General features: G+C 66.8%; 12 protein-coding genes. 4 read left to right on the top strand and 8 right to left on the bottom strand.

From position 1 onward, the window contains the following. Positions 1-63 precede the first annotated feature (63 nt). A complete protein-coding gene (locus tag VGN66_RS13185) occupies positions 64-474 on the top strand; it encodes a hypothetical protein (RefSeq protein WP_327519261.1) in 411 nt (136 codons plus the stop codon). Here VGN66_RS13185 and radA read toward each other — a convergent pair. The 3 genes from radA to VGN66_RS13170 all read right to left on the bottom strand — a co-directional run bounded on the left by radA (position 421) and on the right by VGN66_RS13170 (position 2,939). Beyond that, a complete protein-coding gene (radA, locus tag VGN66_RS13180; protein WP_327519260.1) occupies positions 421-1,788 on the bottom strand; it encodes a DNA repair protein RadA in 1,368 nt (455 codons plus the stop codon). The two genes, VGN66_RS13185 and radA, sit on opposite strands and share 54 nt — an antisense overlap. Positions 1,789-1,847: 59 nt before the next feature. Continuing rightward, entirely contained in the window at positions 1,848-2,138 is a 291-nt protein-coding gene (locus VGN66_RS13175) for a hypothetical protein (protein ID WP_327519259.1), read from the bottom strand. Positions 2,139-2,243: 105 nt separating this feature from the next. Beyond that, positions 2,244-2,939 carry a glutathione S-transferase N-terminal domain-containing protein gene (locus VGN66_RS13170; RefSeq protein ID WP_327519258.1) on the bottom strand — a complete coding sequence of 232 codons (696 nt, stop codon included), beginning with the start codon at positions 2,937-2,939 and terminating at the stop codon, positions 2,244-2,246. 61 nt (positions 2,940-3,000) lie between these two features. Between VGN66_RS13170 and VGN66_RS13165 the strand changes: the two genes are divergently transcribed. Further along, entirely contained in the window at positions 3,001-4,146 is a 1,146-nt protein-coding gene (locus VGN66_RS13165; protein ID WP_327519384.1) for a glycosyltransferase family 1 protein, read from the top strand. Positions 4,147-4,365: 219 nt separating this feature from the next. Here the strand turns inward: VGN66_RS13165 and VGN66_RS13160 are convergent, their stop codons facing one another. Next, positions 4,366-4,680 carry a DUF2218 domain-containing protein gene (locus tag VGN66_RS13160; RefSeq protein WP_327519257.1) on the bottom strand — a complete coding sequence of 105 codons (315 nt, stop codon included), beginning with the start codon at positions 4,678-4,680 and terminating at the stop codon, positions 4,366-4,368. Further along, positions 4,680-5,177: a PadR family transcriptional regulator gene (locus VGN66_RS13155; protein WP_327519256.1), complete on the bottom strand. Its 498-nt coding sequence runs from the start codon at positions 5,175-5,177 to the stop codon at positions 4,680-4,682. The genes VGN66_RS13160 and VGN66_RS13155 overlap by 1 nt, the downstream gene beginning before the upstream one ends. Before the next feature lie 196 nt (positions 5,178-5,373). Between VGN66_RS13155 and VGN66_RS13150 the strand changes: the two genes are divergently transcribed. Next, positions 5,374-6,684 (top strand): replication-associated recombination protein A, encoded by a 1,311-nt coding sequence (locus tag VGN66_RS13150; protein ID WP_327519255.1) that lies wholly within the window; start codon positions 5,374-5,376, stop codon positions 6,682-6,684. A 163-nt stretch (positions 6,685-6,847) separates the two neighbouring features. On the opposite strand, the gene VGN66_RS13145 is transcribed toward VGN66_RS13150, so the two are convergent. The 3 genes from VGN66_RS13145 to VGN66_RS13135 all read right to left on the bottom strand — a co-directional run bounded on the left by VGN66_RS13145 (position 6,848) and on the right by VGN66_RS13135 (position 11,275). Further along, the gene (locus VGN66_RS13145) at positions 6,848-8,092 is read right to left on the bottom strand and encodes an alginate lyase family protein (protein ID WP_327519254.1); all 1,245 of its coding nucleotides are present in this window, start codon (positions 8,090-8,092) and stop codon (positions 6,848-6,850) included. Positions 8,093-8,234: 142 nt separating this feature from the next. After that, positions 8,235-10,106: a hypothetical protein gene (locus tag VGN66_RS13140; protein WP_327519253.1), complete on the bottom strand. Its 1,872-nt coding sequence runs from the start codon at positions 10,104-10,106 to the stop codon at positions 8,235-8,237. Further along, a complete protein-coding gene (locus tag VGN66_RS13135; protein WP_327519252.1) occupies positions 10,106-11,275 on the bottom strand; it encodes a glycoside hydrolase family 88/105 protein in 1,170 nt (389 codons plus the stop codon). The genes VGN66_RS13140 and VGN66_RS13135 overlap by 1 nt, the downstream gene beginning before the upstream one ends. 160 nt (positions 11,276-11,435) lie before the next feature. Between VGN66_RS13135 and VGN66_RS13130 the strand changes: the two genes are divergently transcribed. Next, positions 11,436-12,353, top strand: a complete 918-nt coding sequence (locus tag VGN66_RS13130; protein ID WP_327519251.1) for a DUF4861 family protein — start codon at positions 11,436-11,438, stop codon at positions 12,351-12,353. The last annotated feature ends 4 nt before the right edge of the window (positions 12,354-12,357 follow it).

Raw genomic sequence — 12,357 nt, 5'->3', positions numbered from 1 at the left:
CGCGAAGAGCGTTTCGAAGGCTTCGGGTTGCGCCGGGCGCGCTTCCCCCTCACCTTAAGGGCAATGATCTTGCTTCGCCGCTTCTTCTTTGTCGCCTTCTGGGCGGCGCTGATCTTCGCCTTCGTGATGGCAGTGCTGCCCAAGCCCCCCGCGTTGCCGGGCGAACCGGGGGACAAGGTGCAGCACATTATCGCGTTCGTGGCCCTCACCGCGCTCGCACGGCTGGCCTATCCGCGCGTGCGGGCGCTGACCCTGCTGCTTGCTTTTGCCCTGTTCGGGGCGCTGATCGAATTTGCCCAGATGCTGCCCGCGCTGGGACGGACGGCGGCGCTGGACGACTGGCTTGCCGATGTCGTGGCGACCATGGTGGTGCTGGCGGTGCTCGATCCGGCGCGGCGGTTGCTCGCGCGGCGGAAGCGCTCAGCGCCCGAGCATATGGTCGACGAACCCGCCGAGGTTGCGGAAGCCGGTTAGCGCGACGCTGCCCTCCTTGGTCTGAGCCGCGGGGACGAGCGCGCGGGTGAAGCCGAGCTTGCCCGCTTCCTTGAGCCGCAGTGCGCCGTGGGCGACCGGGCGCACCTCGCCCGACAGCGCGATTTCGCCGAACGTGACCATGTCGGTCGGCACCGGGCGTTCGGACAAAGCGGAGATCAGAGCCGCCGCGACCGCCATGTCCGCCGCCGGATCCTGCACGCGATAGCCGCCGGCGATGTTGAGATAGACTTCGCTGGTCGCGAAGCTGAGGCCGCAGCGCGCCTCAAGCACCGCGAGGATCATCGCGAGGCGCCCGCTGTCCCAGCCGACCACGGCGCGGCGCGGGGTCGCGCCGGATGCGAGGCGCACGACCAGCGCCTGAATCTCGACCAGCACCGGACGCGTGCCTTCCAGAGCGGGAAAGACGACGGTGCCGCTGACGCTTTCGTCGCGGCTGGTGAGGAACAGCGAGGACGGGTTGCCGACTTCGGTCAGCCCCTCGGTCTGCATCGCGAACACGCCGATCTCGTCGGTGCCGCCGAAGCGGTTCTTGACCGCGCGCAGGATGCGGTACTGATGGCTGCGCTCGCCCTCGAACGCCAGCACGGTGTCGACCATATGTTCGAGCACGCGCGGGCCGGCGAGGCTACCGTCCTTGGTGACATGGCCGACCAGCACGAGCGCGGTGCCGCGTTCCTTGGCGAAGCGGATCAGCTCCTGCGACGATGCGCGCACCTGACTGACCGTGCCGGGTGCGCCCTCGATCAGGTCGCTGTGCATCGTCTGGATCGAATCGATCACGAGCAAATCGGGCGGGCTCGCTCCGCCGAGCGTGGTGAGGATGTCGCGCACGCTGGTCGCCGAGGCGAGTTGGACCGGGGCATTGCCGAGGCCGAGGCGGCGCGCGCGCAGCCGCACCTGATCCGCCGCTTCCTCGCCCGAGACATAGGCGACGCTCTTGCCCGCCAGCGCCATCTTGGCCGCCGCCTGAAGTAGCAGCGTCGACTTGCCGATGCCGGGATCGCCGCCGATCAGCGTCGCCGACGCCTCGACAAAGCCACCGCCTAGAGCGCGGTCGAGCTCGGCGATGCCCGTGCCCATCCGCGCGGGCAGCGGGACATCGGCGTCGAGCCCGGACATCAGGATCATCCGCCCGCCGCCCTGCAGGTTATGCTTCGCCTGAAACGGCGTCACGACCGCGCCGGCATCCTCGACCAGCGTGTTCCACTCGCCGCAATCGACGCATTGCCCCGCCCATTTGGACGAGACCGATCCGCATTGCTGGCAGACATAGCGCTTCTGGGGTTTGGCCATGACGCGTGCCTAACCCGAGTGGAACGAAAAGGGAATATGCGTTCCGAAAGCCACGTCGTTCACTGCGGCTTGGAGGTGCTTTCCGGTGCAGGCGCGGTTGGCTGCGTCCCACCGCTGGCCGGGGCTGGACCGCGGCCGCCCTTGTTCCGGCTCGACCGGGCGGTGTTGTGGTTGGCCGTGGCATCGCCAGTCTCGACGGCGGGACCGCCCGGTGCGGCGATGGTCGATTTGTTCGACCACGCCGTATTGTGGTTGGCCTTTTCATCCCCCGCCGGCGCGCCGGACGGGCGGTCGGTCTGGATCGCGGCGGGCAGCAGCAGCGCGGCGAGCGAAAGTGCGAGAACGGACATCGGGACCCTCCCTGAAACGGTTTAGGACACGGAACAGGCCGACCCTCTCAGGGCGACATACGAGATATTCGTTTCGGCGGTGAATGCGCAGTGAATTGCGCCGGATCACCCCTTTGCCGTGACCATCAGCCCGCGCTGCACCGCCGGACGCGCAAGGCCGCGTTCCAGCCACGCCGCGACGTTGGCGAATGCGTCGAACCCGACCAGATCGCGCGCTTCGTAAAAGCCGATCAGGTTGCGGACCCAGCCGAGCGAGGCGATGTCGGCGATCGAATAGTCGCCCATGATCCAGTCGCGCCCATTGAGTTGCGAATCGAGCACGCCGAGCAGCCGCTTCGATTCCGCGACATAGCGGTCGAGCGGGCGCTTGTCCGCGATCTCGCGCCCGGCGAATTTGTGGAAATAGCCGAGCTGGCCGAACATCGGGCCGAGGCCGCCCATCTGCCACATCACCCAGCCGATCGTTTCGTAGCGCTGCGCCGGGTCGAGGAATTTGCCGGCCTTGTCGGCGAGGTAGAGCAGGATCGCGCCGCTCTCGAACAGCGCCAGCGGGCGGCCGTTCGGGCCATCGGGGTCGAGGATCGCGGGGATTTTGCCATTGGGGTTGAGGCTGAGGAATTCGGGGGTCTTCTGGTCGTCGGCACCGATGTCGATCAGATGCGCCTCATAGGGCAGACCGGTCTCCTCCAGCATGATCCCGACCTTCACGCCGTTGGGGGTGTTGAGCGAATAGAGCTGGATATGGTCGGGGTGCTGGGCGGGCCAGCGGGTCGTGATCGGGAAGTCGGACAGGTCGGCCATGCGGGAAAACTCCTTTTCGGCGACATAGTAACGCCGTAATCGGATCGCTATGGCCGCGCCGATGACTCCGACCGATCTTCGCGTGGCGCTGTTCAGCGGCAATTACAATTATGTGCGCGACGGCGCGAACCAGGCGCTGAACAAGCTGGTTCGGCATTTGCTGGACGCGGGCGTTACGGTGCGCGTCTATTCGCCGACGGTGGCAAAGCCTGCGTTCGCGCCCGAAGGCGATCTGGTCAGCGTGCCAGCCTTTGCCATGCCCGGCGGACGCGGCGAGTATAAGGTGGCGCTGGGCCTGCCGCGCGCGCCGCGCGAGGATCTGGAGGCGTTTGCGCCGAACCTCGTCCATGTCTCCGCGCCCGAATTTCTGGGGCATGCCGCAGTGGCGTGGGCGCGCAAACAGGGCATTCCGGTTCTCGCGTCGCTGCACACGCGGTTCGAGACCTATCCGCGCTATTATGGGCTGGGCTTTGTCGAGCCGTGGCTGATCCGGCGGCTGAAGCGCTTTTACAACCGGGTCGATCGGGTGATGGTTCCGGGCCAGTCGATCGCCGAGCTGATCAAGAGCTGGGGCGTGACCACGCCGGTCGGCATCTGGTCGCGCGGCGTGGATCATGCGCGGTTCAATCCGCAGCGGCGTGATCTGGAGTGGCGGCGCGGGCTGGGGATCGCCGACGATGTGCCGGCGATCGGGTTTCTTGGGCGATTGGTGCTGGAAAAGGGGCTCGACATCTTTGCCGAGGTGGCGCGCGAGCTGACCCGGCGCGGGGTGCCGCACAAGGTGCTGGTGGTCGGCGAAGGTCCAGCGCGCGAGTGGTTCGCGGGACAGGTGCCCGAGGCGATCTTCACCGGCTTTCAGTCCGGCGATGCACTGGGCCGCGCGGTCGCGTCGATGGATGTGTTCTTCAACCCGTCGGTGACCGAGACGTTCGGCAATGTGACGTCGGAAGCGATGGCGTGCGGAGTGCCGGTGGTTGCCGCGCGCGCAACCGGAGCGATGGATCTGGTGGTCGAGGGCGAGACCGGGTTTCTGGTCCCGCCCCGCGACGTCACCGCCTATGCCGATGCGATCGAGCGACTGGCGCGCGATGCGGCGATGCGGGTGCGGTTCGGCGCGCTTGGGCACCAGCGGATGCAGGCGCAGGTGTGGCCGCAGGTCAATCAGGCGGTGCTGGATGCGTATCTTGAGGTGATGGCGGGGCGGTGATTCCCACCAATCCTCCCCCGCAAGGGGGAGGTGTCGCCGAAGGCGACGGAGGGGGAGGAAGGGTCACGGCTTCAGGCTTGAGAACATCGCCGTCCTCCCCCTCCGTCAGCTGCGCTGCCACCTCCCCCTGGCGGGGGAGGATTTCAAGCCTTGTCCATTCGGGCCGCGTCACGCTTTGACAGGCCCTCCCCTAGCCCCTCCCGCAAGCGGGAGGGGGACTTAGGACCAATCGTACTTCAGACCCTCCTCGCGGAACGCGAAGCGGTCGATATGGCGTTCGATCGCGCCCTTCAGCCCTTCGGCCTGTTCGGGCGCGCTCGCGTCGATGCGGATCGCGATGCCGTCAGGCTTGGCGTCGAGCGTGACCAGCCCGTCGCCGGGCCAGTTCGCGCCGCGCGCGTCCTTGGGGAAGACGATCGTGCCGTGGTCGGCGGTGTAGTCGACCTTCAGGTTATGCTCCCAGTGCTTGCACAGCTGTTGCAGGTAGCGCGACGCCTTGTCGGTCGCGGCGAAGCCGGTTGCGGTTGCCGTCATCAGAGGCGCTCCACCTTGCGCGCGGCGGCGTCGATGATGTCGACGATCGCGTCGACCGTCTCCTGATCGGTCTCACCGTCGTTGAGCCGCTGCATCACCGCCATTTTGAGGTTGCCCATGGCGCGGCGCACCGGGCTGCGACCGCTCTTTTCGCGCTGCGTCCCGAGTTCGGCGAGGCGGCCCATCAGCAGGGTCACCTGTTCGGCATTCTCGCCGAGATGCGCCTGCCCGGTGGCGGTGATCGCGTAGAGCTTCTTCGCGCCCTCCGCCGCCTGTTCGGCGATATGATCCATGTCGGCGAGCAGGGTCAGCGTCGGATAGACCACGCCCGGGCTGGGCGCATAGGCGCCGCCGGTGCGCTCTTCGATCTCGCGGATCAGGTCATAGCCGTGGCGCGGCTGATCGGCGATCAGCGCGAGCAGGACGAGGCGGAGCTCGTCGCCCGCGAACATGCGGCGGCGTCCGCGACCGCCGCCGCCCGGGGCTTCGCCGGTCATATCCCATTCAACCGTAAACGGGCCCCATTGGCGGCGTCCGCGGTTGGCATTCATTCCGTGCGGCCCGTGGCCGCGATGATGTCCTCGAAACATTCTATATCCTTCATATCCGAGTCGTGATGCGTATAAGATATATCTTGAACGCATTTTGACAAGGCCCTTCGCGTTGCGGCGCGAAATTCCTATATCGTCAACCATGGCTGACCTGTTCGGCGGGACCGAACCCGCCGCCTCCCCTTCCGAAGTTTCCGCCTCAGCGCCGCTGGCCGACCGGCTGCGTCCGGCGCGGCTGGACGAGGTGGTCGGGCAGGAGCATCTGACCGGGCCGGAAGGCGCGATCGGCCGGATGGTCGCGGCGGGGAAGCTGTCTTCGATCATCCTGTGGGGACCGCCGGGGACGGGCAAGACGACGACGGCGCGGCTGCTCGCCGATGCGGTGGGCTTGCGCTTCGTTGCGATCAGCGCGGTGTTTTCGGGCGTGGCGGATTTGAAGAAGGTGTTCGCCGAGGCCAAGGAGCATGCGCGGATCGGGCAGCGCACCTTGTTGTTCGTGGACGAGATCCACCGCTTCAACCGCGCGCAGCAGGACGGGTTTCTGCCATTCGTTGAGGATGGTACGGTGACCCTGGTCGGCGCGACGACCGAGAATCCGTCGTTCGAACTCAACGCCGCCTTGCTCAGCCGCGCACAGGTGCTGATCCTGCGACGGCTGGATCATCCTGCGCTCAGCCAGTTGCTCGACCGCGCCGAGGCAATCGAGGGCCGCCCCCTGCCCCTCACCTCCGAAGCGCGCGATGCGCTGGTGGCGAGCGCCGATGGTGACGGGCGGTTCCTGCTCAATCAGGCGGAGACGCTCTACTCGGTCAGCTTCGACGCGCCGCTCGACCCGGCGGGGCTGTCGGCGTTCCTGCAACGCCGCGTCGCGGTGTACGACAAGGACCGCGAGGGGCATTACAACCTCATCTCCGCGCTGCACAAATCGCTGCGCGGGAGCGATCCGCAGGCGGCGCTCTATTATCTCGCGCGGATGCTGGTGGCGGGCGAGGAGCCGCTCTACGTGCTGCGCCGGCTGGTGCGGTTTGCGAGCGAGGATATCGGATTGGCCGACCCGCAGGCGCTGGTCCAGTGCCTCGCCGCCAAGGATAGTTACGAGTTTCTGGGGTCGCCCGAAGGTGAACTCGCGATCGTGCAGGCGTGCCTTTATTGCGCGACCGCACCCAAATCGAACGCGGCGTATAAGGCGATGAAGGCGGCGTGGCGCAGCGCGAAGGAGACGGGTTCGCTGATGCCGCCGCAGAATATCCTCAACGCACCGACCAAGCTGATGAAGGAGATCGGCTATGGCAAGGGCTATGCCTATGACCATGATGCCGAGGGCGGGTTTTCGGGCGCGAATTACTGGCCGGAAGAGATGACGCCGGAGACCTTCTACACCCCGACCGACCGGGGGACGGAGAAGCGCATCGCTGAGCGGCTGGCGTGGTGGGACGCGCGGCGGGGGCGGTAACGCTCTCACTCCCCTCCCGGAACGGGAGGGGTTGGGGGAGGGGCGCGCGTCTGCGCGCTCCAAAGACTCGGCGCGACAAAAAAGCGGCGCTCGAGGCATCGAGCCTCGCACGCCGCTACACCCTCCCCTAGCCCCTCCCTTTCAGGGAGGGGCACAAGAGGGGTCAGCGCACCCGGTACCGCAGCACCACATCCCCCTCGCCTTTGCGCTCCCACACGCCCGGCCATGCCATATCGGCGCGGATGAGCAGGGCGTCGAGTTCGGCGGCGGGCCACTTCATCTCCTTGTGCGGCCAGGCTTCGGCCCGGCCGCGATAGGCGGCGACGAAGTCGGTCGCGGCGCGGAGTGAACGGCCCTTGCTGTCGGTCCAGTTGTAGAGATCGACGCCAAGGCACGCGGCGCTGTCGGCGACGTGGTAGGCGGGTTCGATCGCGTAGAGCGAGTAGTGGAAGCTGCGCGTGCGGGCGAGTTCCTCGGGCAGGGCGCCGCCGGGCTCCATCTGCTTTTCGATCCGATTTTTCGGGAAGTCGGCAACCACCTTTCGCGCAAGGTCGGGGCGGCGGGCGAACAGCGCGAAGCGGGTGACCTGTGCGTCGTACCAGATACCGTGATTGTTGGTCTTGGCCCCCTCACCCCTGCCATTGGGGCTGGAGAGCATCCAGTCGAGATAGCGGCTGAACCAGCCTTCGAGCGCGGTGACCTCTGCCGCAGACAACGCGCCTGACGGGGCGATCAGGCCGACCGCGTCGATCACCGCGATGAAGGCGCTGGTGTCGAGCACGCCCTCGGGCCGCCCGCTGGAGCGCCCGGGGACCATCTGGGCGAAGTTCATGTTCGGGTTCATCGCCGTTGTCGGATCGAGGAACCAGGCGCGGACGATCGCCGCGACCTTGTCGGCGTAAATTTTCTCGCCGCGATAATAATAGGCCAGTGCCAGCACATCCGCGTCGCTCGCCATGCGGCCAAGCGCGGTGCGGTCAAAGCGGTTGGTACTACGCTCCGGATTGAAGCTGCCGTCGCGGCGGACATAGGGGCCGGTCGGATTGGCGGGATCGGGCCACCAATAGGGGGCGAGGCTGACATAGTCGTTGCGGTCGCCCGAGGGCGGGAGTGTGCGCTTGTCGACCACGCTGCCCGGCTTGCGCTTGAGCGCCTGTTCAGCGCGCGCCATCAGCGCGGTATAGGCCGATTTGACCGCCGGATCGCTGGCGATCGTTGCACGCACTGCCTGAAGTTCAGCCGGACGCAGCGTGAAGGTGCGGCGACCGCCGAACGCGGCGGCATAGCCCTCAACGCCGGTGCAGCTCTGCGCGGATGAAAAGGCCGCCGCCGGGGGTGAAGACCCCGCGGCGGCGGTGATGGCGAGGACCGAGAGAGGGATGGCCCAGCCGAGTTTGTGCAGGCTCACGGGCGGACCCGAAAGCCGAAGGGATCGTGCGTGCCGCTGTCCGGGGCGGCGGCGGTCGTGTCGCGCGTGTTCATGGTGCCGGGTGCTCCGGTATGCGATGTGTATGACAACTGGCAGGCTGGCCGTCAACTAGCCCTTAGTCTTAGTTGTATGACAATGACCAACTCGCCTCGACCGTTCGCGCGGGCATGTCGCCGCCTTCGCGCACGCATTTGACGACGGTCGCGAAGGGACCGGTGGGCGCGCGATAGACCGGATCGGTCGCCGGCTGCGCGTCACATGCGCCATAGCCGGTGGTGGCGAACCGCTTCACCGCGCCGCGTGCGAACTGGATACCGGACGTGGCCTTCGCGGGCGCTTCCGAGAAGCTGGCAAACTCCATGTCGATCCGCGCGATCTTCACGCCTTCGGCAGGAACGATGCGGTCGCGGCGCTCGATCTTGCCCGGCGCAAAGCGGTAATGCGTCTCGATCGACACGCGCGTGTCGAGCTGTGCATCGTTGCCGCCCATGCGGTCGAGCGCGGTCTGGTGCCAGCGCACATCGGTCACTGCGCCGCGCCGGGTGACGCGGACATCCTTGAAGAACGCCAGCGGCATCAGCACGTCGCCATTCGCCAGCGTGATGCGCGGCAGAAGCTGAGGATAGGGCGCGTCCGCTGACGCGGCGAGCATCCCGGGCGAGAACGGGATCGGGAAATAGGGGTTGTTCATATGCTGCCCCTCCGCCCCGTTGATGATCGGAAGCGAAATCATCCGCGCGCCGTCGCGGATCGTCACCAGCCCGCGATCATGCACGCCGCGCGCGAACCAGGTCATGGTCGAGCGCGGCAGCGTATCGAGCCAGCGCGCAAACCCCGGATCGGGCACCTGCCCGCGATAACCGAGCCGGTTCCAGATCGCGTTGGTGTAGATGTGCTGGCGCGCGAGGCTGAAATTCTCGCCGAGGATGCGGCCTTCACCGCGATAGACATCGGTGCGCCGCCCCTGCCCCCATGCGGTGCGGCCCCACAGGTCGACCGACCCGCTGACCGGATCGATCCAGAAATCCATGTAGCGCGCGGTGACCCGGCTGGAGAAGGCATAGGCCATGCGCTCTTCGACCGGGGTCATCACCTTGAGCAAGGCGGCGGCGGTCAGTACTTCGAGGAAGGCGGTGTCGCCATAGGTACCGATACTGCGGCCATATTCGAACCCCTCGCCATGCAGGTTGAAGCGCGGGAGCAGCAGGTCGACCGACTTGCGCAGCCACGCCTTGATCTCTGCGCTCGGGGTCATGCCGGTTTCGAGCAGGCGGTGCGCGATCTCACCGATCAGCAGCACCGAATAGCGGTCAAACCGCCCCTTCCCCTCGGTCTCGTCGGCAAAGCCATATTCGCCCGAATATTTGCGATAATGGTCGATCATCCGCGCGAGCAGCTGATCGCCCGCCGACGCATCCTCCCAGCCGAGCAGGTGGCGGAAACGCGCGATCGAGAAGGCGACGCCGTAGTAATTATTGGGCAGGTTGATCAGGCTGAGGTCGGGGCGGACGAAGCGGCGCCAGTCGAGCTTTTCGCGCAACGCGGCGAGCGTCGCCGGGCGCACCGCGCGGTCGAGCAGGCCGCGCGCATGCAGGTCGTGCAGTGCGGCGATGTAGTAATAGAGGCCCCAGCTCTCATTCTCATTGGCCAGAGTGAGGTCGGCCATGTCGGCAAATTCGCGCAGCCGCTGGTCAAGCTTGGGATCGCCGGGTTCGAGCGCGACGATGCGATGCGCCATCGTCGCGGCGATCTTGCCGGGCAGGAAGCGGTCGCCGCCGCCGAACACGGCAACGCCGTCGATCCTGGTCGCCTTGCCATCGCGCAGCAGCTGTTCGACCAGCCGTTCGAGCTGGGGCGACAGGCGGGTGGTGACGCTGGTGTCCATCGGCGCGACGCTGTCGGCGTAGAGCGGGCCGGCTGGGATTTCCGCGCGGCGATCTGCGGCCTGAGCCGAAAGCGGCGCGGCGAGCGCGAGCAGCAACAACGAACGCATCAATTGGACTCCTTCCGCGCGAGATCGGCCATCGCGGTACCGGCGAGCACGAACGCGCCCGCGCCATAGAATTGGGTTTCCTTTGCCGACACGCTGTCGGGCCGGTCGCCGACCTGCTGCACCCAGCCGAGCATGCCATCGGGCTGCACCGCGCGCACGATCGCGTCCCAGCCGCGGATCGCCGCGGGCTGATAGGTCGCGCGGTCGAGCAGCCCGGCGTCGATGCCCCAGGCAAAGGCATAGGTGTAGAAGGCGGTGCCGCTGGTTTCGGTCGGCGTGCCCGGATCGGTATCGAGCAACGAGGGCGACCAATAGCCGTCGGGCTTTTGCAGGGTCAGCAGCTTGGCCGCCATGTCGCGGAACAGCGCTTCATAATATGCGCGTTTGGGGTCGGTGCGGGGCATCGCGTCGAGCATGCGGACGATGCCGCCCATGACCCAGCCATTGCCCCGGCTCCAGAACTGCTTGCGCCCTTTGGCATCGCGCGTGTCGAAGAAGCGGCTGTCGCGGAAATAGAGCTTCTCGACCGGGTCGTAGAGATAGTCGGTGGTCGCCTTGAACTCGGCATGCGCGAAATCGGCGTAGCGCTGGTCGCCGGTCTGGCGCGCGAGCTGAAGCAGGGTCGGCGGGGCCATGAACAGCGCGTCGCACCAGCACCAACGATCGGTGCATTTCGACCAGCCCGCTCCGGGAGCGCCGGGGATGAATTCGAGGCTGCCGCTCGGGTGCTTGGCGAGGACATTGTCGAAATAGGCGACGGTGGGTGCCAGCGCCTCGCTGCCTGCCCCATTGCGTGCCGCCCAGAGCCACGCCTGCCCGATCAGCTGGTCATCGGCGTGGAAGGGATTGTCGCCGAGCTTCCACTGCTGCGCGCGGCCAAGCTCCATCAGCGGCGGTGCGTAGCGGGCGTCGCGCTTGGCTAGCTCGGTCAGCGCGATCCAGAAGGTCGCCTGTTGCCAGTCGCGCGGATTCTGCACGCTCTTGCGCGCGGCGGGCATGGTTGCCCAGTTGGTGCGGTTCGCGAGCTGCCAGTCGGCGACGCGGCGGACTTGCGCCAGGATCGCGTCCGGGCGGGGCAGCTGCGCGCGCGTCTCGAGCGCCGATACGGTCGCCATCGGGGCGGACGCAGCGGGCACCGCTCCGGCAAGGGCAAGCAGAATCAACGACATCTCATTTCCTTCCGGCCATGACGCGAGTCGCGACGGTCGCAGCCCTCTCCTGATCAGTCCGGCGCATGATCGTTGTTGACACCGGTGCCATAATCTTTCCAATTGACGAATGGCTGTCAATAAGGTTGTCACACAACTAGACTATAGTCGAGGGGGTTGCATGTCGGAAGCGCGAATAGGACGGGTGTCGTTGCGCATCGCCGCGCTCACGCTGCTGACCGCAAATGCGGCTTCGGCGCAGGAGCATAAGCCGCTGCGCCCGGCGACGGCGGCCGAGCAGACCGCGCGTGCGGCGGTGTCGATCGCCGACTATCGCTTTGGCGACCTGTTGTTCGAGAATGACCGGATCGCGTTCCGCATCTATGGCCGCCCGCTTGAGGCTGCCGAGCCGCCCTCCTCCTCCGGCATCGACGCGTGGGGCAAGCGCGTGCGCTGGCCGTTCATGGACCGGCAGTTGCGCACCGGCGACCAGCATCAGGACCAGGGTGAGGGCGTCGATTTCTACAATGTCGGCACGGGACGCGGGGTCGGCGGCCTTGGCATCTGGCACGACAACAAGCTGTGGACGTCGCGCAACTATGTGAACCCGCGCATCGCCAGCGCCGGGCCGGATCGCGCGGCATTCAGCGTCGATTATCCCGCCTGGCCGGTCGATACCGCGCGCAACGTCGCTGAGACGCGGCAGTTCGCGCTGGTGCCGGGCAGCAACTTCATCCGGATGACATCGACAATCGCGTCGAGCAGTCCTGAGCCGCTGACCGTCGCGATCGGTCTGTCGAAACGCCCCACCGGCACCACGCTGGGCAGCATTCGCAAGGACGCGGACTCTGCGCGGCTGGTCTGGTGGGGGCCGGACAATCCGGGCAAGGGTGCGATGGCGGCGGCGGTGATGGTCGATCCGGCAACGTTCGTCGGCTTTGCCGAGGATGCCGACAATTATCTGATCCTCGTCCGGGTCACCCCGGGCAAACCGTTTGTCTATTATGCCGGCGCGGCGTGGAGCGGCGGTCCCGATTTCAAGCGCGAACCCGATTGGCACGCCTATGTCCAACAGCAACATCCTGATTTCAAACCCTAGTCAT

The sequence above is a fragment of the Sphingomonas sp. genome (genome assembly GCF_035998645.1).
Lineage (GTDB): Bacteria > Pseudomonadota > Alphaproteobacteria > Sphingomonadales > Sphingomonadaceae > Sphingomonas.
The sequence above is the reverse complement of the archived record's forward strand: the minus strand, read 5'-3'. Positions and strand labels throughout refer to the sequence as shown.

Excerpts from the sequence above, each read along its gene's own strand:
- VGN66_RS13160 (WP_327519257.1), bottom strand. The coding sequence starts at position 4,680 with ATGACGGCAACCGCAACCGGCTTCGCCGCGACCGACAAGGCGTCGCGC.
- VGN66_RS13130 (WP_327519251.1), top strand. The coding sequence starts at position 11,436 with ATGTCGGAAGCGCGAATAGGACGGGTGTCGTTGCGCATCGCCGCGCTC.
- VGN66_RS13175 (WP_327519259.1), bottom strand. The coding sequence starts at position 2,138 with ATGTCCGTTCTCGCACTTTCGCTCGCCGCGCTGCTGCTGCCCGCCGCG.
- VGN66_RS13155 (WP_327519256.1), bottom strand. The coding sequence starts at position 5,177 with ATGACCGGCGAAGCCCCGGGCGGCGGCGGTCGCGGACGCCGCCGCATG.
- VGN66_RS13150 (WP_327519255.1), top strand. The coding sequence starts at position 5,374 with ATGGCTGACCTGTTCGGCGGGACCGAACCCGCCGCCTCCCCTTCCGAA.
- VGN66_RS13170 (WP_327519258.1), bottom strand. The coding sequence starts at position 2,939 with ATGGCCGACCTGTCCGACTTCCCGATCACGACCCGCTGGCCCGCCCAG.
- VGN66_RS13185 (WP_327519261.1), top strand. The coding sequence starts at position 64 with ATGATCTTGCTTCGCCGCTTCTTCTTTGTCGCCTTCTGGGCGGCGCTG.
- radA (WP_327519260.1), bottom strand. The coding sequence starts at position 1,788 with ATGGCCAAACCCCAGAAGCGCTATGTCTGCCAGCAATGCGGATCGGTC.
- VGN66_RS13165 (WP_327519384.1), top strand. The coding sequence starts at position 3,001 with ATGACTCCGACCGATCTTCGCGTGGCGCTGTTCAGCGGCAATTACAAT.
- VGN66_RS13135 (WP_327519252.1), bottom strand. The coding sequence starts at position 11,275 with ATGTCGTTGATTCTGCTTGCCCTTGCCGGAGCGGTGCCCGCTGCGTCC.
- VGN66_RS13140 (WP_327519253.1), bottom strand. The coding sequence starts at position 10,106 with ATGCGTTCGTTGTTGCTGCTCGCGCTCGCCGCGCCGCTTTCGGCTCAG.